Below are 19313 nucleotides of genomic sequence, written 5' to 3'. Positions count from 1 at the left end.
GGTGACGCGCCGGGCTGGGTGGCGGGTCGAGCTCGGTGACGCGCCGGGCCCGGTGATCAGGCTCCGGCCGCCAGCAGCGCCACCACCCGGCGGGCCGTGGCCTCGTCCCGGGCCGCCGTGAACGGCAGCGCGTTGCCCCCGGTGATGCGGAAGGGCTCCCCCGTGAGAGTCAGATGCGCGCCGCCCGCCTCCTCGACCAGCAGCAGACCCGCGGCGTGGTCCCAGGCGGCCTCCCAGGAGAAGGCGACGCCGTCCAGCTCGCCGCGGGCGATGGCCAGATACTCCAGGCCGGCCGAGCCGCACGCGCGCGGGGCGACGCCCTCGACGCGCAGGCCCAGGAGCGCGCGCTTCTGCTCGTCCGTGGTGTAGTCCGGGTGGGACGTGGCGATGTCCAGGTCGCGGCCGGGCTCGGGCGAGCCGGAGCGCAGGGGCACGCCGTCGAGAACGGCGCCCCGACCGCGTATCGCGGTCGCGAACTCGTCGCGCGCGGGAGCGAACGTCCACGAGGCGCGCACCACGCCGTCCACCGCGAGCGCGACCAGCGTGCAGAATCCGGGGTCGCCGTGCACGAACTGCCTGGTCCCGTCGACAGGGTCGACGATCCAGACCGGCGCCGCGCCACGGATCGCGTCGTACGTCGCCGGATCGGCGTGCACCGCCTCTTCGCCGACGACGACCGAGCCGGGCAGCAGCGCCGTGAGGGCCTCGGTGAGGTACTCCTCGGCCTTGCGGTCGGCGTCCGTCACCAGGTCGTGCGGGCCGGATTTCTGGTCGATCTCGTGCGCGGCGAGCTGCCTGAAGCGCGGCATGATCTCGGCGGCGGCCGCCTTGCGTACTGCTTCTTCGACGTCTGACGTGCGGTGGGCGAGAAACTCGTCGATGGTTTCGATGTCTTCGATCATGGCTCCATGACAGCACGCGCCACTGACAATCCTCACCCGTCCGGTGCACTCCGGATGGAATCGCGATGAATTCAGGGGGTTCGGTGATCAGCGTCCGACCGCGTACCCCTGCATCCCGCGCGGGTTCGCCGCCGCCGACAGCACGCCCGTCCGCGGGTCCCGCGCGACCGCGCACAGCCGTCCCTCGGACCAGGCCTCGTCGACCAGGACGTCATGGCCGCGGCGGCGCAGCTCCTCGACGACAGCCTCGTCCATGCGGGACTCGACGGTGAGGCTGCCGGGGCGCATGCCGCGAGGGTAGAAGGAGCCGGGGAAGCTGTCGGTGTGCCAGTTCGGGGCGTCGATCGCGCCCTGGAGGTCGAGGCCGCCGCGCACCTCGGAGCGGAGCGCCACCGCCAGGAAGAAGTGCGTCTGCCACTGGTCCTGCTGGTCGCCGCCCGGGGTGCCGAAGGCCATGACCGGCACCCCGTCGCGCAGCGCGAGCGAGGGGGTCAGCGTGGTGCGCGGCCGGCGGCCCGGCGTCAGGGAGTTGGGCAGCCCCTTCTCCAGCCAGGCCATCTGGAGCCGGGTGCCGAGCGGGAAGCCCAGCTCGGGCACGACCGGGTTGGACTGCAGCCAGCCGCCGCTGGGGGTGGCGGCGACCATGTTGCCCCACCGGTCGACGACGTCGAGGTGGCAGGTGTCGCCCCGGGTTCCGCCGTCCGGTGCGACACCGGGTTCCGTGGCCGCCCGGGCCACGGTGGGTTCGCCCGCGCCCGGTACCGCCAGCGCGTCGAAGCCGGGCTCCCCGTCCGCCGCCACGCGCGCGTGCCCGCTCAGCCGCGGAGTGCGCCCACCTGGGCTGCCGGGGCACAGCTCGTACGACGCCTTGTCGCCGACGAGGGCGCGGCGGGCGGCGTTGTACGGCTCCGACAGCAGTTCGTCGAGCGGCACCTCCGCCGCGTCCCCGTACCAGGCCTCGCGGTCGGCCATGGCGAGCTTGCAGCCCTCGACCAGGAGGTGGACGTAGTCGGCGGAGCCGTAGTGCGGCAGCTCGGGCGGCAGCAGGGCCAGCTGTTGCAGGAGGACCGGGCCCTGGCTCCAGGGGCCCGCCTTGCACAGGGTCCAGCCCCTCCAGTCGTACGTCGCCGGGGCCTCGTACGTCGCGGACCAACCGGCCAGGTCAGCGGCCGTCAGCGTGCCGGTGTGGCGCTCGCCGCTGGTGTCCATGGCGGGCCGCTCGGCCTGGCGAACCAGGGCCTCGGCGATGAAGCCGGAGCGCCAGACCCTCCGCGCGGCCTCGATCTGAGCCACCCGGTCCGTCTCCGCGGAGACCTCGGCGAGCAGCCGTCGCCAGGTCGCGGCGAGGGCGGGATTGCGGAACAGCTCGCCGGGCCTCGGGGCCCTGCCGTCCGGCAGATACACCTGCGCCGACGAGGTCCACTCCGTCTCGAACAGCTCGCGTACGGTCTCGACCGTCTCGCCGACGCGCTCCACGGGCGCGTGGCCGTCCTCGGCGTACCCGATGGCGTACGTGAGGACATCGGCGAGCGACTTGGTTCCGTGGTCGCGCAGCAGGAGCATCCAGGCGTCGAACGCGCCCGGTACGGCGGCGGCGAGCGGCCCGGTACCGGGTACGAGATCCAAACCGAGTCCCTTGTAGTGGTCGATCGTCGCTCCTGCGGGCGCGACACCCTGCCCGCACAGCACCCGCACCTCGCCGCCCGCCGGGGCGAGGATGATCGGGACCTCGCCCGCGGGTCCGTTGAGGTGCGGCTCGACGACGTGCAGGACGAAACCGGCGGCGACGGCGGCGTCGTACGCGTTGCCGCCACCCTCCAGGACGGCCATCGCCGACTGCGAGGCGAGCCAGTGCGTGGAGGACACCATTCCGAAGGTGCCTTGGAGCGTCGGTCGGGTCGTAAACATGCCTGCCACCTCGCTGTGCGGAGCGATCAACCTCGGTCCCGACTATGGCACTTGCCATTTCGTGACCGGCCGCTGGACGCCGTCGACCACGCGCCGCACGGCTGGCGCTGCCGTCCCGCAAGGGCACGTTCACAGCCGAGAACATCAAAAATCCGGCCGGGCACAGGAGGTTATGCGGCTCACATGCCAATCGGCAGACATTCTTCCCGTCAGGCATTGACCGCGATCAAGCTCCCCGGATAGAAAGATCACGGCGCGACACACGAACGCCCCCGATGTCCGCCCCGCCGGAGAACAAACGGTTCGCCGGGCCCGTACAGCCCACAAGGCCGGCCCGGCCCTCCTCTGACCCGAGAGAATTCGCCTTGTCACGCATAGACCCCCTTCAGCCTGCGCGCATCGTCGTGGTCGAACCCGCTTCTTCCGGAGGCGCCACCCTGATCGGTGTCGCGGCCGAGATGGGGCTGCGGGTCGTGGTGGCTTCCGCCGACTCCGGTGACCGCCGGCTCTCCGACGCCGTGCGCGGCGCGGCCGAGACGGTGCTGACGGTGGAGACCAACGACCAGGCGGCGCTGGAAGCCGCGGTCCGCGAACTGCACGACCAGGAGCCCTTCGAGGCGGTGCTGGCCGGGTCCGACATCTATGTCTCGGCGACCGCTCGCGTCGCCGCCGCGCTCGGCCTGCCGGGCCTGCCCGTGGAGACGGTCGACCGTGTCCGCGACAAGAGCGTCATGCGGGCCGCGGTGGCCGAAGCGGGCCTGCGCACACCGCGCTTCGCCCAGGCCACCTCCGACGAGGAGTTGCGCGCCGCGGCCGCCCACGTCGGCTTTCCCTGTGTGATGAAGCCGGTGGCCTGCTCCGGCAGCATCCATGTCAGCCGGGCCGACGACATGGACCAGCTCACCGCCGCCTTCCAGCGCCTGGTCACCGACCCCGTCCCGGACATGGGCCAGTTGCACGAACACCGCGTGCTCGTCGAGGAGTACGTCACGGGCCCCGAGTTCAGCGCCGACGGCTACGTCCTGGACAGCGGTGAGGTGACCCTGGTGGCTCTCACCCGGACGCTTCTCGGCCCCGAGCCCGACTTCGTGGAGATGGGCCATCTCACCCCGGCCCAGGTCGACTCCGGCACCCTGGAGGCCGTCGAGGCGTACGTCGTCGACGTCGTCCGCGCCGTACATCTGACCAGTGGCCCGTTCCACTGCGAGCTGCGGCTGACCGCCGAGGGTCCTGTCCTCATCGAGATCGGCGCGCGCCTGCCCGGCGACCGGATCGTGGAACTTCTGCGGCTCGTCACCGGTGTCAGCCTCCCCAAGGTGGCGATCGCCACCTCCCTGGGACTGGGCCTCGACGAGGCGGGGGTTTTCGCCGACCCGCAGGCGAAGAGCGCCGGCATCCGTTTCTTCTCCGCCGGGGGCCGCTCCTCCTACCGTGAACTGACGGGCTGGCAGGAGATGGCGGCGCTGCCCGAAGTGACGGAGACCTCCGTGTACTTCGCGCCCGGCGAGCTCATCCCCGGCGTCGAGGACTGCCGATCGCGCCTCGGTCACGCCCTGTTCACCGCGGACTCGCCGCAGGGCGCACTCGACCGCTGGCAAGCTCTCGGCGACGCCGTCGTCGCCGTCTGACCCTCGGACTCGCACCGTGAGCGATCACATACTCGACTACGCCGCCGTCGGCGTCGGGCCCGCCAACATGAGCCTGGCCGCCCTCGCCCACCGCATCGACGGGCTGCAAGGCGCCTGCCTGGAACGCCGGGAGAGCTTCTCCTGGCACCCCGGTCTGCTGCTGCCCGAGGCCACTTTGCAGGTCTCGCTGCTCAAGGACCTGGTGACCCTCGTCGACCCCACCAGCCCGTTCTCCTTTCTGTCGTTCCTGTCCACCACGGGACGCCTCTACCGGTTCCTTGCGGCGGACTTCCCGGCCGTCCTGCGCACGGAGTTCAACCAGTACCTCCAGTGGGTCGCCGGACAGCTGCCGAATCTGACCTTCGGCGCCGATGTGCGGACCGTGGACTTCCACGGCGGGGCGTTCCATGTACGCACGGACGAGAGCGAAGTGACGGCACGTCATCTCGTGCTCGGCACCGGCCTCACCCCGAGCGTCCCTGAGCCGTTCCGCCCCTTCCTCGGGCCGACGGTCTTCCATTCCGGGGAGTTCCTGCTGCGCGCGCCGGACGTCACCGGCCGCCGCGTCGTCGTGGTGGGCGGCGGCCAGAGCGGGGCGGAGATCGTCCGCCACCTCGCCACCAACAGCCCGGCGCACAGCATCACTTGGGCCAGCAGGCGTCAGTCCTTCCTGCCCATGGACGACTCGCCGTTCGCCAACGACCTCTACAGCCCCGAGTACGTCCGCCACTTCCACGGGCTGCCCGCGGACCGCAAGGCCCGGCTGCTCGAACGGCAGAAGTACACCAGCGACGGCATCGACCTCCAAGTCCTCCAGGACATCTACCGGTTGAGCTACCGCGACGAGTTCATCGAGAACACCCCCGGCAGACTGCGCTTCCTGCCGGACTGCAGGGTGACCGCTCTCGAAGGCGGCCCCGACGAGTGGAAGCTGTTCACGGACTTCACGGACTCCTCCGGCCTCGACGCCCCCGCCGCACTCGCCGCGGACATCGTCATCCTGTGCACCGGATACGCCTATGAGCTGCCCGAGTTCATGGCATCCCTCGCCCCCCGGCTGCGGCGCACCGACGGGCTCCTCGACGTCCGTGACGACTTCTCCCTGGCCTGGGACGGGCCGTCGGAGAACCGGATCTACCTCCAGAACGGCGCGCGGCACTCCTGGGGAGTCGCCGACCCCAATCTGAGCCTGCTCGCGTGGCGCAGCGCGGTGATTCTGAACAGCATGCTCGGTGAGACGAGGTACACGGTATGACGGTCCATCAGCAGTCGACCGAGGCATACCGGGCTCTGCTGCCCTTCCTGCCCACCGAGGTCGAGCCGGACGGAGTCACCGTCGCCGAGGCGGACTTCGCGCGCTCGTGCTTCTCGTCGGTGCCGTTCAAGATGGCCCGCTTCACCGTGCCGCCCGGGGGAACCAGCTCCCCCGACCAGCACGCGGTGCGGGAGATCTGGGTGGTCCAGGCCGGCTCCGGCACGCTGGTGGTGGACGGGGAGCGGTCGTCCGTCGCCCCCGGCTCGGTGGTCGCCTTTCCCTCGCAGTCGGTCCACGAGGTGTTCGCCGACCGGGGCGAGGAACTGGTCATCTTCTCCTTCTGGTGGTCGGCGCCCGATGCGTGACCCGAACACCGCGATTCCCCACTACGACCTGGCCGTCGTCGGCAGCGGCGTGGTGGGCGCCCTGACCGCCCACTACGCGGTGCGGCGAAACCCCGGCCTGCGCGTCCTCGTCCTCACCCACGCCGCACGGGGAACGGGGGCCACCCGTCTGTCGGCCGGTTTCGACACGCCCACCGGGCACAGCGCCGCGCAGCGTGCCCTGGCCGCCCGCAGCACCGCCCTGTTCGCCGAACTCGCCGCCGAACTGCCCGACGTACAGCGCGAACCGGTGGACACCTACTGGCTGGTCAGCCGCGTCAACGCGGCGGCGCTCCACATGAGCATGGCCGACGGCGGGCGGACCTCCGCCGTGGACCAGGACGGGCAGCGGCTGCTCACCGAAACGTTCCCCGGGCTCGCCCACGGCGACGACGAGGTCGTGCGGGCGTCCGCCCCCATGACCGTAGGCCGTCCACAGGCGCTGGCCGACCAGCTGCTCGACCGGGTGCTCAGCCGTCCCGGCAGCACTCTGCTGGAGGGCTTCCGGGTCACGGCCGTACGCCGAGCGGGCGGGCACATCGAGCTGGACGCCGCCGACGGGAGCCGTGTCACGGCGGACAAGGCGGTTGTCGCGCCCGGACCGTGGGCCCTCGACGGTCCCGTGGCCCGGGCCGCCCGCGACCGGGGCGCCCGGGTGAAGAAGGTGGTGGCGTTCCACATCATGTCGCCGCCCCCGCCGCACGCGCCCGCGCTGGTCTTCGAGGACGCGGACGCGTTCCTGCTGCCCCATCACCCGGGCGGCCACTGGATCTTCAGCGTCACCTCGCCCGACTGGGACCGCGGCCCGGACGAGCCGCTGGCCATCGATGCCCGGGACCGCTCCCTCGCTCGTGCCCTGCTGGAACGGCACGTGCCGGGATTCCTGCCGCACCTGCTCGGCGGACGGGTCTTCAGCGACTGCTTCACTCCGGGCCATCTGCCCATCGTGGACACGGTCGATGACGACGACGTGGTGATGGCGATCGGCGGATCGGGCTCCGGCTACCGACTCGCTCCGGCCATGGCCGAGGACACACTGAATCTGCTCTACGGGAGTTCGCGGTCATGAGTCTGCTGCTGACGGGGGACGCGCACGTCCCGAAGCACTACCTTCTCGTGCCACCCGAGGCCACGCCGAACGGGCCCCTGCACCTGGGACACATCGGCGGCCCCTTCCTGTGGTCCGACATGATCGCCCGGCATCTGCGCGTCCGCGGCGACCTGCCGCTCGTGATCACCGGTAGCGATGTGTACGAGTCGTACGTCACGCTCAAGGCACACGCCGAAGGATCGGAACCCGGTGAGGTCGCGGCCCGCTACGGCCGGCGGATCCAGGACGACCTGGCCGCCCTGCGCATCGGCGTCGACGCCTTCATCAGCCCGGACCAGGAGCCGTGGCGCGACCTCTTCGAGCACGAGGTGGCCGGGTCGATCGAGCGCCTGAAGGACCGGGGCGCGGTGCTGACCCGGAAGGAGCGCGTGCCCTACTGCGACACGTCGGGCCGCTGGGTGGTGGGCGGCTGGCTGCTCGGCCGCTGTCCCGAGTGCGGTGCGGGGGTCGCCAGTTACTTCTGCGAGGAGTGCAGCGCGCACTTCCTGCCCGAGTCGGTCGTCGACCCGCGTCCCCTCCTCGACGAAGGCCCGCTGACCTGGCGGGAGATATCCAGCCTCTTCCTCCGGGTGCCGGAGCGCGACGTGCTCGACGCCCCTCTCGCCGAGCTGGGGATCGCCGACCGCTACCGGCAGACGGTGGCGCGGTTCCTGGAGCGGGACGGTCTGACCGTACGGCTCAGCGCCCCGCAGGAGTGGGGAGTGCCGCTGCCCGCACCCGAGCCGGACGTACCGCACGCCCTGTTCCCGTACGCCGGGATCTTCATGTTCGCCCGGCTCGCCGGAGCGGTCCACGGGCAGCTGTCCGGTACCGGCGTGAACGCCTTCGACCCGGACTCCGGCGTCACGACGATCACCACGCTGGGCATCGACAACGTGATCCCCACGCTGGTCTCCATCGTCGGCACCAGCCTGCTGCACGGCGACATGAAGCCGTACGACCGGTGTCTCATCAACCACTTCTACCAACTGGCCGGACGCAAGTTCTCCACCAGCGCCCGCCATGCGATCTGGGCCGCGGACGTCGCGGCGTCGCCCGCGATCAGCGCCGACGCGGTGCGGTACTTCCTCGCCCGTGCCGATCTGGAGTCCGGGCCGGCGAGTTTCGAGACCGCCGACTTCCTCACGACGGCCAACGCCACGCTCGCCGACGACCTCGGCAAGCGGATGGAGGCCGCCTGGACCCGGCTGGCCGACGGACCGCCGCACGCTCCGGCACCGGCCGTGGCCGAGCTTCTGGAGTCGCTGCTCGCCGAGCAGTCGGCGGCCCTGGACGCCACCCGCGTCGACACTCGGCGTGCGGTCGCGGCCCTGGACCGCTGGTGCGCCGACGAATCGGTGGCCCACTCGGCCGACGACGGCGCCTACTGGTGGCTCAAGGGCCTGTCCCTGCTCGCGTTCCCCGTGATGCCGGACCTCGCCGAACAGATCTGGCAGGCCCTCGGCGGCACCGGCGAGCCCCGCGCGGCAGCCTTCCTCGCCCCGACACCGGCCGACCGGCGCCCGGCCGCCCCCGCCTTCGGCCGGGTCGAGGCCGCCGACCTCGACGCCTGTCTGCCGGACTCGATGCGACCGGGAGCGGGCGCATGACCGTCGGCACCACACCCCCGGACAACGTCGGCACCACACCCCCGCACACCATCGGCAGCACTCCGCTGTACGTCGTACTCAACCGCTCCGGCGACGAGTTCGGCGAATACCACCGCTTCCTCGACGGCACGCCGTGCCGGACGGTGTACCTCACCACGCCCGGCGGCCTGCCCGCGCTCGACCAGGACGGCGCCACCGAGATCCGGGTGCTCGACAGCCTCGCCCACGAGGACGTCCTGCCCGTCGTACGCGAGATCGCGGGCCGGCACGGCACCCCCGACGCCGTCTTCGGGCAGTCCGAGTACGACATCCTCACCGCCGCCCGGCTCTCGGCGGACCTCGGTGTCACCGGCGGCTACGGCCTGGACCTGGTCCGGCGGTTCAAGGACAAGCCCGCCATGAAGCGGGCCGTGGGCGACGCCGGACTGCGGGTGCCGAGGTTCTGCCCACTGGACGACGGCTCGCGGGCCGAGGCGGTGGCCGAAGCACTCGGCGGTCTGCCCCTGGTCCTCAAGCCACGGGCCTCGGCGGGCTCCGAGGGCGTCACCATTGTCAGAAGCACGGCGGAACTGGAGCTGGCGCTGAGCGGCGTCGACCCCACCGCGTACGAGTGCGAGGAGTATGTCGAGGGCGACATCTTCCATGTCGACGGCGTGTACCGCTCCGGTTCCTTCCATTTCGTCAGCGCCTCCCAGTACGTCAACACCTGCCTGGACTACGCGCACGGCCGCCCCCTCGGGTCGGTGCTGCTCGACGAAGGTCCCGAGCGGGCCGAGCTCACCACTTTCGCCGGAAGCTGCCTGAAGGCCCTTGGGCTGCGCGACGGCGCCTTTCACCTGGAGGTGATCCGGCGCCCGGGCGGCGAGCTGGTGTTCCTGGAGGTCGGACTGCGGCCGGGCGGCGCCCAAGTGCCGTTCCTCCATGTCGACCTCTACGGCATCGACCTGTTCGCCGAGGCGTTCCGGGCGGCGATCGGCCTGCCCCCACTGTGGCGGGACACCGGTGCGCCCGCCTCCGGCGGAGGGTGGCTCATTTATCCGACGCCCGGGCAGCTGCCCAGCCGGGTGACGCACCGCGCCTCGCTTCGGGACGTCGTCCCGGAGGTCTACCACGAGGAACTGCCGCCGGTCGGGCACGTCATGACCGGCCCCGGCAGTTACGACGTAGGCACCGGGATCTTCCGGTTCCGGGGGGAGACCGCGGACGGTGTCCGGCGTGCCGTGCGGACGGTGATGGAAGGCTATGGCCTGCGGACCGAGCCCATCGAAGGCGGGGGCGGGCAACTCCCGTCGGAGCAGCCGCATGGCTGACACCCGCGGACCGGGTCCCGCGCTGCGCGCCTGGCTCCGCGAGACCCTCCCCGCCGCCGGGAACGCGCGCCGGCTCGGCGTGCTCACGCTCATCCAGTCCCTGGGGCTCGGGGTGTTCCTCACCTCCAGCGCGGTGTTCTTCACCCGGACCATCGGCATCCCCGCCCAGCGGGTGGGTCTCGCCCTGTCCGTCGCCGGTCTGTGCGGCCTGGTCTGCACCGTGCCGATCGGCAGGCTCGCCGACCGGCTCGGTGCGGGCAGGGTGCTGACGGCCAACTTTCTTCTCGCCTCGGCGGGCTTCACCGCGTACTGCATGGTGGACGGTTTCGCCGGATTCCTCGCGGTGGCCTGTGCCATCGCCGTGCTGGAGACCTCCGCGGGGGCGCTCCAGGCGTCGCTCACCCACGCCTTGGTGGGCGGGGAGGAGCGCGTCCGGGTCAGCGCGCAGATGCGCAGCTTGTTCAACCTGGGCTTTCTGGGCGGTGCCGCGCTGGCCGGGGCCGCCATCGCGGTCGGCACCTCGACCGCGCTGTACGCCACCGTCCTCACCAATGCGGCACTCCAACTGGTCTCCGTCGCCGTGCTGTCGGGGATGCGGCGGAGCGCGCGACGATCCGCGGACCCGGACCCGGACCCGGACCCGGAGCAGGTCAGCGAGGAGAGCACGGCCGGCGGGACGAGCACGGGTGTGCTGCGCAGCTCGGCGCTGCGGGACACGCGCTATGTGGCGATCGCCCTGGTGTGCGGGGCGCTGGAGCTCTACCACCCGCTGCTGACCGTGGGACTGCCCCTGTGGATCGTGACCAGCACCGACGCACCCGCCCTCACCGTGTCGGGCCTGCTGATCCTCGACACCGTCCTGGTGCTGCTGTTCCAGGTCAGGGTCAGCAGGGGCGCGCAGACCCCCGCGGGAGCGGCACGTATGCTGCGCTGGGCGGGCTGGTCGCTGGGGGCGTCCTGCCTGGTCTTCGCGCTCAGCGCGGGACATGGCACGCTGCTGGACAGCGCGGCTCTGCTGGGCGGCGCACTGGTCCTCGTACTGGGTGAGCTGTACCAGGCGTCGGCGGGCTGGGGACTGTCCTTCGGGCTCGCCCCGCCCGACCGGCAGGGCGAGTACCAGGCGGTCTTCTCCCTGGGACGCGGGCTCCAGCAGTTCGCCGGGCCGTGGCTGATGACGTCGCTGATCGTCGGCGCCGCGGTGACCGGCTGGGTGGTCCTGGCGGCGCTGTTCGTCCTGCTCGGACTGGCCGGTCCGCCCTTGGTGCGCGGGCTGGAGAAGTCCCGCGCCCGAACAGAGCCGGTCCCGTCCTGAACAGGTCCCGCCCTGAACCGGGTCCGGGCCCACTCCCGGCCCGGGCCACCATCCACACACCGCACGACCGAAACGAGTAAGCACGATGACCGTAGAGCGACGACACGACCCGGATGCCCGCGGTTTCGCCAGCGACAACTACGCGGGCGTGCACCCCGAGGTCCTGGAGGCGATCGCCCAGGCCAACCACGGCCATCAGGTCAGCTACGGCGGGGACGTCTACACCGAGCGCCTGCAGGACGTGATGCGCGGGCACTTCGGGCCCACCGCCCGTACCTTCCCGGTCTTCAACGGCACCGGGGCGAACGTGGTGGCTCTCCAGGCCATGCTCGACCGCTGGGAGGCCGTCGTCTGCGCCGAGTCGGCCCATATCAACGTCGACGAGTGCGGAGCGCCGGAGAAGGTCGCCGGCATCAAGCTGCTGACGGTGCCCGCCTGGGACGGCAAGCTGACCCCGGAGCTGATCGACCGTCAGGCCTGGGGCTTCGACGACGAGCACCGGGCCAAGCCCAAGGTCGTCTCGATCGCCCAGTCCACCGAGCTCGGCACCTGCTACACGCCCGACGAGATCCGCGCGATCTGCGACCACGCCCACAGCCTCGGCATGCTGGTCTACCTGGACGGCGCGCGCCTGGCGAACGCGGCGGCCACCCTCGGTGTACCGCTGCGCGAGATGACCACCGACGCGGGCGTGGACGTCCTGTCCTACGGCGGCACCAAGAACGGCCTGCTGTTCGGCGAGGCAGTGATCGTGCTCAACGAGGACGCCGTGCGCGGCATGGCCCACATACGCAAGGCCAGCATGCAGCTGGGCTCCAAGATGCGATTCATGTCGGTCCAGTTCGAGGCCCTGCTCAGCGGTGACCTCTGGCTGCGCTCGGCCGCCCGCTCGAACGCCATGACGCAGCGCCTGTACGAAGCGGTCCGTGACCTGCCGGGGCTGAAGATCGACCGCCCGGTGCAGGCCAACCAGATCTTCGCGGTCCTCCCGCCCGCCGTGACCGAGCGCCTCCAGAAGCGCTTCCGGTTCTACGTCTGGGACGAGCTGACCGGTGAGGTCCGCTGGATGACCTCCTTCGACACCACCGAGGCCGACGTGGACGCCTTCGCGGCGGCCATCGAGGAGGAGCTCGGCCGCTGACTCACTCGAACCGCTGATCTCCCTGCCGAACCGCCACCAGCCCCGACTCGTACGCGAACACCACCAGCTGTGCCCGGTCGCGGGCGCCCAGCTTCGTCATCGCGCGGCTGATGTGGGTCTTGGCCGTGAAAGGGCTGATGACCATGTGCGCGGCGATCTCCTCGTTGGTGAGGCCGCGTGCGGCGAGCGCCGTGACCTCGCGTTCGCGGCGCGTGAGGCACTCCAGGCCCGGCGCGGTGGCCCGGTCCGGTGGCCGGGCCACGAACTCGCCGATCAGGGTGCGGGTCACGGACGGGGAGAGCAGTGCCTCCCCGTGGGCGACGACCGCGATGGCCTGGAGCAGGTCGGCCGGCTCGGTGTCCTTGAGCAGGAAGCCGCTGGCGCCGGCCCGCAGCGCCTCGAAGACGTACTCGTCCAGGCCGTAGTTGGTGAGGATGACGACGCGTACGCCGGACAGCTCGGGGTCGGCGGCGATACGGCGGGTCGTCTCGATGCCCGTCATCACCGGCATCTGTACGTCGACGAGGGCGATGTCCGGCACCTCGGCCCGCACCAGGGCCAGCCCCTGTGCTCCGTCGGCGGCCTCGCCCACCACCTCGATGCCTTCCTCGGCGTCGAGCAGGGCGCGGAAGCCGGCGCGCATGAGGGCCTGGTCGTCGACGAGCGCGACCCGGATCAGCGGGCTCGTCGCTCTCGCCTCGCCCACGCCACTCATACCGCGTCCTCCGGTATCCCCAGCGGCAGTTCGGCCCGTACCGAGAAGCCGCCCTCCGCGCGCGGGCCGGCGTTCAGGGTGCCGCCGAGGGCCGTGACGCGTTCGCGCATGCCGGTGAGGCCGATGCCGGGCGTGGGCGGCCGGGACGGCTGGGCGACGCCGTTGTCGTCCACGCTGATCGTCAACTCGCCTGGCGTGTAGTCGAGTCCGACGGTGACCTTGGCGGGGCCGGCATGACGGGCGGCGTTCGTGAGGGCTTCCTGGACGATGCGGTACGCGGCGCGGTCCACGGTCGCCGTCAGTGCCCGTTCCTCGCCGCTCACCCTCAGATCGACGGCGAGACCGGCCGCGCGGGCCCGCTCCACGAGCAGCGCGGGTGTGCCGGTCGGCTCGTCGGTGCGCAACACCTCCAGCGTGGCCCGCAGTTCGCGCATCGCCTCGCCGCCCGCCTCCTGGATGGCGAGCAGCGCGGGCGGTACCTCCTCGCCTCTCTTGCGGGCGAGATGGACGGCAACGCCCGCCTGGAGCTTGACGATGGAAATGCTGTGCGTGAGCGAGTCGTGCAACTCCCTGGCGATACGCAGCCGTTCCTCGCCGGCGCGCCGCAGTGCCGCCTCCTCACGGGTGCGTTCCGCCTCCAGCGCGCGCTGTTCCGTCTGGCGCAGATACGCCTGCCAGTTCCGGTCGGCGAGACCCGTCACCAGGGCGCACAGGAACCAGCCCGCGAGCAGGAGGGCCCGCTCGACGATCTCCTGCTTCGTGGGTCCCGTCGCCATATATCCGGCCAGGAACACGGCACTTGCCGACGCCGCCACGGCTCTGTGACCCACGCGGGCCGCGGTGTGTACGGCGGCCAGGACGGGGAGGGCGGAGACAGGACCGGGATGGGCGTGCACGACGTACGCCGTCGTCGTGGTCGTGGTGATCGCCAGTACGGCGCGTGGTGCTGTGCGATAGGCCGCGAGGGTGAGGGAGCCGAGGGTGATCAGCGCGTAGTCGACGGTGGTTGTGCTGTCGTGGAACGCCGCCGCGGTCACGACGAGGGCGCCGATCACGACCGCGAGGGCCATGTCGGCCAGATGCCTTCGGGTGGCCTGGTCGAGCTGCATGTTCGGCACGATAGACGGCTGCCCGGACAGCCGCGTCAGACCTGTGGATGGATCCCGGGGTACTCCGCTTGGAGTAGGTCGCGCCAGGCGCGGGCCCGGTGGGGTAGCTCGCATTGCCTTCGGGTGTACGACGCCTGCGGATGGCTCTCTGCACCAGGGTTGCAACGGCACCCGGCGCCGGCGGCCACGCCCACCCGTTCCGCCCCGCGGAACGACTGCCCGCAGTGGTCGGCGGTCGCCAACCGGCATCAGCAGTAACCCACTTGGAGGAACCCCATGCCCAGCCCCTTCCGCTACACGACCCCGCCGCCACCCAAATCCGCCACCGGCCGCACCGCCGACGTCTACGCCCAGCTCACCGACGACTTCGGCATCGACCGCCCGTCCACCTTCGTCGTCCTCTCGTCCGCCCCCGAACTCCTCACCGCCACCTGGGCGTTGATGCGCGAGTCGCTGATCGCGGGCGAGGGGGACAGGACCGGGAAGGAGCTCGCGGCGCTCGGCGTGTCCGAAGCCAATCGGTGTCCCTTCTGCGTGGACGCGCACACGATGCTGCTGCACGCCACCGGGGACCACGCGCTCGCGGAGACGGTGGCGCGCGGCGAGACCCCCGCCGACGCCGAGCACGCGCGGCTGCTGGCCTGGGGCCGAGCGACCAGGACACCGGGCGCCCCGGAACTGACGCCTCTCCCCTTCCCCCGGGCTCACGCACCGGCCTACATCGGCACCGCGCTCTCCTTCCACTTCATCAACCGGATCGTGTCGGCGCTGCTGACCGAGAGCCTGCTGCCGGGCAACGTCCAACGTCTCCGGCCGGTCAGGAGTCTGGTGGGCCGCTCGGTGGCCAAGACGGTGCGCCGCCGCCCCTCCCCCGGCGCGAGCCTGGCGCTCCTCGACGACCCGGGGCCCGGACCGGACTGGGCGCGGGGAACCACTGTCGGCCCGGCCTACGCCGCGCTGCGCACCGCCGCCACCGCGGGAGCGGGACTTCTCGACGAGGCCGACCGGATCCTCGTACGGGAAACACTCCAGGGATGGGACGGCGCGCATCCGACGCTCGCGTGGGACGGCCTCCCGGACCGGTCGCGCCCCGGCGCGCGCCTCGCGCTGCTGGCCGCCCTCGCCCCGTACCGCATCACGGACGAGGACGTGACGGCGTGGCGCGAACCGGTTCATACCGACCACTGCCTCGTGCATCTCGTGGCGTACGGCGCGTTCGCCGCCGTCGACCGCATCGAGAGCGCGCTTCCCGTCCACACGCTGAACAACTGACGTCACGAAAGGGACGAACCGGGCCGCGGTGCGGCTCGTGACGGCGTGAGGGCCCACAGCCCGTCAACAGTGAGCCACTGTCACCACACAGGCACGGAGCGAGTTGGCACTTCCGCCCCACAGGGACTCATGTGACACTGGCGTCCCGTCCGCAGTGCGGACCACCTCCGCACCGTCCCCCACGAGAAGTGCGCCTTGCGTTCCCTTCCTCTGCCGCTCGCCCTCACCGCGCGCCTGCTGCCGGTCGCCGTGCTCGCCTCGGCGGGCTGGGCCCTGTCGTCCGGCCCGTTCGCCGCGACCCCCACCGCCGACCACAAAGCGACGCACAAGACGACGGCCACGGCATCCGCACCGTCCACGTCCGCGGCCACCAAGACGTACGCCGCCTCGCCCGCCCCCTGTGACGGAGTGACCGAGAAGACGGTCAAGTCCCTGGTCCCGGGCGCCAAGACGGCCGGCCAGGAGATCGCGTCCACCGACAAGGCCGTGCGCCGCACCTGCTCCTGGAACGCGCTCAAGGGGTTCGACTACCGCTGGCTCGACGTCTCGTACGAGATCAAGGAGTCGGACGCGGCGGCAGAGAAGTCCTATACGGAACGCATCGCGGACAAAAGCGGCGGAGGTGCGGTGCCCGGCCTCGGCGACTCGGGCTACTCCGTCGTGAACCTCACCACCGAGAAGAAGCAGCAGACCCGCGAGGGCGTGGTGATCGTCCGCGCGTCCAACGCGCTGGTGGTCGTCACGTACAACGGCAGCGACTTCGAGACGAAGAAGGCGCCCAGCACGGACGTGATCAACAAGGGGGCCATCAAGGCCGCCAAGGACGCGGTGGCCGCGCTGGAGAAGAACCAGTAGGGAAGAACCGGCAAGAGTCGGCAAGAGTCGGAACAAACCGGTAGAGCCGACCCCGACAAAGCGGTCGGCTCTACTCATGTACGGCTAAGTCGGGCACGTCAGACAGTGACCTTCTCCTTGCCCCGCAGCAGCATCAGCACCAGGTACAGCACCATCGACGTACCGAGTCCGACCGCCCACCCGTAGTCGGCCAGCGACTTCAGCGCGGGGATGGGCCGTCCGTCGATCAGCGGGTGGAAGTCGGCGCCGCCGACGGCCAGGACACCGCCGGTGACGAAGGCGACGACGGCCCGCCAGTTCCAGCCGCCGTCGTACCAGTAGCGGCCTCCGGTGCGGTACAGGTCGGCGAGGTCGAGCTTGGTGCGGCGCAGGATCCAGTAGTCGGCGATGAGGATGCCGGCGACCGTGCCGAGCAGACCGCCGACCAGGCCGAGCCAGGTGAAGATGTAGCCCTGCGGGTCGGAGTACAGCTTCCACGGGAAGATCAGCACGCCGAGAACGCAGGTGGCGAGCGCGCCGGTGCGGAAATTGATCTTCCGGGGTGCGATGTTGGAGAAGTCGAAGGCCGGGGAGACCAGGTTGGCCGCGATGTTCACGGACAGGGTCGCGACCAGCACGGTGACCAGGGCGAAGAGGATGCCGGCGACGTTGTCCGTCTTGGCGGCCAGCTGGACCGGGTCCCAGATCGCCGTGCCGTACACGGCCTGCGAGCCCGAGGTGACCATGACGGACAGGAAGGCGAAGAGCGTCATCGTGGTGGGCAGACCGAGCGCCTGACCCCAGGTCTGCGCCTTCTGGCTCTTGCCGTACCGGGTGAAGTCCGGGATGTTCAGCGACAGCGTGGACCAGAAGCCGATCATGCCCATGAGCGAGGGCCAGAACAGCTTCCAGAAGTCCCCGCCCCAGCCGAGCTTGGAGGGCTGGTCGAGCAGCGGGCCGAAGCCGCCCGCCTTGCTGCTCATCCACCACAGCATGACGCCGGCGCCGAGGAGGACGAAGGGCGCCGCCCAGTTCTCGAAGCGGCGGATCGTCTCCATGCCCCGGTAGATGATGGCGACCTGGAGCGCCCAGAAGATCGCGAAGGACAGCCACATGGTCCACGCGTAGCCGCCGACCTCGGAGGCGTTCTTCCAGCCGTCCCCGAAGAGCTTCCCGGCGAGGAAGTAGATCGCCTCACCGCCGATCCAGGTCTGGATGCCGAACCAGCCGCAGGCCACCAACGCCCGTACGACGGCAGGGAGGTTGGCGCCGCGCACGCCGAACGAAGCGCGGGCGAAGACCGGGAAGGGTATGCCGTACTTGGGTCCGGCGTGCCCGGTGAGCAGCATCGGGACCAGCACGATCAGGTTGGCGAGGGCGATGGTGAGGACGGCCTGCTTCCAGTCCATGCCGACGGCTATGAGACCTGAGGCGAGGGTCCAGGAAGCGGTGTTGTGGGCCATGCCGACCCACAGCGCCGAGAAGTTGTACGTGGTCCACGTGCGCTTCTCGACCGGGACCGGAAGCAGGTCCTCGTTGGCGTAGGGGCCGCTCGGCGCGGGCGCGTCGGGCGCGATCTCCACGCGGCCGTCGGCGAGCGTGACTTGAGCGGGGGGCGGGCTGTCGGTGGGGACGGTCTCAGTCATGGGCAGGCCAATCAGGTGAGGAGTGACGGGAAAGGCCGTGCGGGTGACGCCGTGGGGGGAGGTGCGGGTGCGGCCGGTCCCCTTCCCGGGACGGCGGGAAGGGGACGTTCTGGGGAGGAGGAGCGGGAGCCGCGGTGGTGCCGTGATGCTGTGAAGCTGTGGGGCTCTGGTGCGGGTCAGCCGTTGATCGCCGGGATGACCTTGGTCCCGTACGCGTCGATGGTGGCTTCCTGTGCGTCGTGCATGTCGTACACCGCGAACTGGTCGACGCCGAGCTCGCGCAGCGCGCTGAGCTTCTCGATGTGCCGCTCGGCCGTGCCGATCAGGCAGAACCGGTCGACGATCTCGTCGGGTACGAACGCGGTGTCGGGGTTGTCGGCGCGCCCGTGGTGCGAGTAGTCGTACCCCTCGCGGGCCTTGATGTAGTCGGTGAGTTCGTCGGGTACGGCGGCGGAGTGCTCGCCGTACTTGGAGACCAGGTCGGCGACGTGGTTGCCGACCATGCCGCCGAACCAGCGGCACTGCTCACGCGCGTGGGCGAGCGCCTCGGGCGAGTCGTCCTCGGTGATGTACGCGGGCGCGGCCACGCAGATCTTCACGTCGGACGGGTCGCGGCCGGCCTCGACCGCCGCGTCCTTCACGGCCTTGACCATGTACTCGGTCAGATAGAGATCGGCGAGCTGGAGGATGAAGCCGTCGGCCTCCTCGCCGGTCATCTTGAGGGCCTTCGGGCCGTACGCGGCCATCCAGACCGGGAGTTCGGCGCCGGGCTTGACCCACGGGAACTTGATGACGGTGCCGCCGAGGTCGGCCTCGTCGCCGCGCCCGAGAGCACGGATGACCTTCATCGCGCCGCTGATCCGGGCGAGGGTGTTCGGCGAGCGTCCGGCGACGCGCATCGCCGAGTCGCCGCGGCCGATGCCGCACACCGTGCGGTTGCCGTACATGTCGTTGAGCGTCGCGAAGGTGGAGGCGGTGACCTCCCAGGTGCGGGTGCCCGGGTTGGTGACCATCGGGCCCACCGTCAACTTCTCGGTGTTCGCGAGGATCTGACTGTAGATCACAAAGGGTTCCTGCCACAGCACGGCGGAGTCGAAGGTCCAGCCGTACGTGAAGCCGTTGCCCTCGGCCCGCTTCATCAGCTCGATGACGCGGGAGGCAGGGGGGTCGGTCTGCAGGACGAGTCCGAAGTCCATTG

General features: G+C 71.0%; 16 protein-coding genes. 10 read left to right on the top strand and 6 right to left on the bottom strand.

What is annotated here, in order from left to right; genetic code table 11:
* Nucleotides 1–56 precede the first annotated feature (56 nt).
* Together AB5J50_RS41645 and AB5J50_RS41640 are read right to left on the bottom strand one after the other, a co-directional pair.
* Complete coding sequence (locus AB5J50_RS41645) at nucleotides 57–902, bottom strand: inositol monophosphatase family protein (RefSeq protein WP_327433202.1); 846 nt, start codon at nucleotides 900–902, stop codon at nucleotides 57–59.
* An 87-nt stretch (nucleotides 903–989) separates the two neighbouring features.
* Nucleotides 990–2810: a gamma-glutamyltransferase family protein gene (locus AB5J50_RS41640; protein ID WP_369263798.1), complete on the bottom strand. Its 1821-nt coding sequence runs from the start codon at nucleotides 2808–2810 to the stop codon at nucleotides 990–992.
* A 365-nt stretch (nucleotides 2811–3175) separates the two neighbouring features.
* Between AB5J50_RS41640 and AB5J50_RS41635 the strand changes: the two genes are divergently transcribed.
* From AB5J50_RS41635 to AB5J50_RS41600, 8 genes are all read left to right on the top strand, one after another.
* Nucleotides 3176–4438, top strand: coding sequence for an ATP-grasp domain-containing protein (locus AB5J50_RS41635; protein ID WP_369263797.1), 1263 nt, complete (start codon nucleotides 3176–3178; stop codon nucleotides 4436–4438).
* A gap of 16 nt (nucleotides 4439–4454) precedes the next feature.
* A complete protein-coding gene (locus AB5J50_RS41630) occupies nucleotides 4455–5693 on the top strand; it encodes a lysine N(6)-hydroxylase/L-ornithine N(5)-oxygenase family protein (RefSeq protein WP_369263796.1) in 1239 nt (412 codons plus the stop codon).
* Nucleotides 5690–6058 (top strand): cupin domain-containing protein, encoded by a 369-nt coding sequence (locus AB5J50_RS41625; RefSeq protein WP_369263795.1) that lies wholly within the window; start codon nucleotides 5690–5692, stop codon nucleotides 6056–6058. The genes AB5J50_RS41630 and AB5J50_RS41625 overlap by 4 nt, the downstream gene beginning before the upstream one ends.
* Nucleotides 6051–7145, top strand: a complete 1095-nt coding sequence (locus AB5J50_RS41620; RefSeq protein WP_369263794.1) for an NAD(P)/FAD-dependent oxidoreductase — start codon at nucleotides 6051–6053, stop codon at nucleotides 7143–7145. The genes AB5J50_RS41625 and AB5J50_RS41620 overlap by 8 nt, the downstream gene beginning before the upstream one ends.
* The gene (locus tag AB5J50_RS41615; protein WP_369263793.1) at nucleotides 7142–8776 is read left to right on the top strand and encodes a class I tRNA ligase family protein; all 1635 of its coding nucleotides are present in this window, start codon (nucleotides 7142–7144) and stop codon (nucleotides 8774–8776) included. The genes AB5J50_RS41620 and AB5J50_RS41615 overlap by 4 nt, the downstream gene beginning before the upstream one ends.
* Complete coding sequence (locus tag AB5J50_RS41610; RefSeq protein ID WP_369263792.1) at nucleotides 8773–10086, top strand: acetyl-CoA carboxylase biotin carboxylase subunit family protein; 1314 nt, start codon at nucleotides 8773–8775, stop codon at nucleotides 10084–10086. The genes AB5J50_RS41615 and AB5J50_RS41610 overlap by 4 nt, the downstream gene beginning before the upstream one ends.
* Nucleotides 10079–11398: an MFS transporter gene (locus AB5J50_RS41605; protein ID WP_369263791.1), complete on the top strand. Its 1320-nt coding sequence runs from the start codon at nucleotides 10079–10081 to the stop codon at nucleotides 11396–11398. The genes AB5J50_RS41610 and AB5J50_RS41605 overlap by 8 nt, the downstream gene beginning before the upstream one ends.
* An 85-nt stretch (nucleotides 11399–11483) precedes the next feature.
* On the top strand, nucleotides 11484–12539 hold the full coding sequence (locus tag AB5J50_RS41600; protein ID WP_369263790.1) for a low specificity L-threonine aldolase: 1056 nt from the start codon (nucleotides 11484–11486) through the stop codon (nucleotides 12537–12539).
* Between the two features lies 1 nt (nucleotide 12540).
* On the opposite strand, the gene AB5J50_RS41595 is transcribed toward AB5J50_RS41600, so the two are convergent.
* Both AB5J50_RS41595 and AB5J50_RS41590 read right to left on the bottom strand, forming a co-directional pair.
* Nucleotides 12541–13254 (bottom strand): response regulator, encoded by a 714-nt coding sequence (locus AB5J50_RS41595; protein WP_369263789.1) that lies wholly within the window; start codon nucleotides 13252–13254, stop codon nucleotides 12541–12543.
* A complete protein-coding gene (locus AB5J50_RS41590; RefSeq protein WP_369263788.1) occupies nucleotides 13251–14363 on the bottom strand; it encodes a sensor histidine kinase in 1113 nt (370 codons plus the stop codon). Before AB5J50_RS41590 ends, AB5J50_RS41595 begins: the two co-directional genes overlap by 4 nt.
* Nucleotides 14364–14639: 276 nt before the next feature.
* Here AB5J50_RS41590 and AB5J50_RS41585 point away from each other — a divergent pair, with 276 nt between their 5' ends.
* Nucleotides 14640–15635: a carboxymuconolactone decarboxylase family protein gene (locus AB5J50_RS41585; protein ID WP_369263787.1), complete on the top strand. Its 996-nt coding sequence runs from the start codon at nucleotides 14640–14642 to the stop codon at nucleotides 15633–15635.
* 195 nt (nucleotides 15636–15830) lie between these two features.
* Nucleotides 15831–16490, top strand: coding sequence for a hypothetical protein (locus tag AB5J50_RS41580; protein WP_327433183.1), 660 nt, complete (start codon nucleotides 15831–15833; stop codon nucleotides 16488–16490).
* Nucleotides 16491–16588: 98 nt separating this feature from the next.
* Here the strand turns inward: AB5J50_RS41580 and AB5J50_RS41575 are convergent, their stop codons facing one another.
* Nucleotides 16589–18115 carry an NCS1 family nucleobase:cation symporter-1 gene (locus AB5J50_RS41575; RefSeq protein WP_369263786.1) on the bottom strand — a complete coding sequence of 509 codons (1527 nt, stop codon included), beginning with the start codon at nucleotides 18113–18115 and terminating at the stop codon, nucleotides 16589–16591.
* A 176-nt stretch (nucleotides 18116–18291) separates the two neighbouring features.
* Entirely contained in the window at nucleotides 18292–19311 is a 1020-nt protein-coding gene (locus tag AB5J50_RS41570; protein ID WP_327433181.1) for a TIGR03842 family LLM class F420-dependent oxidoreductase, read from the bottom strand.
* Nucleotides 19312–19313 lie beyond the last annotated feature (2 nt).

Origin of the sequence: Streptomyces sp. R35, from assembly GCF_041053035.1 — a bacterium.
In the GTDB taxonomy this organism is placed as follows: Bacteria; Actinomycetota; Actinomycetes; order Streptomycetales; family Streptomycetaceae; genus Streptomyces; species Streptomyces lutosisoli.
This window is presented reverse-complemented; position numbering and strand designations above follow the sequence as displayed.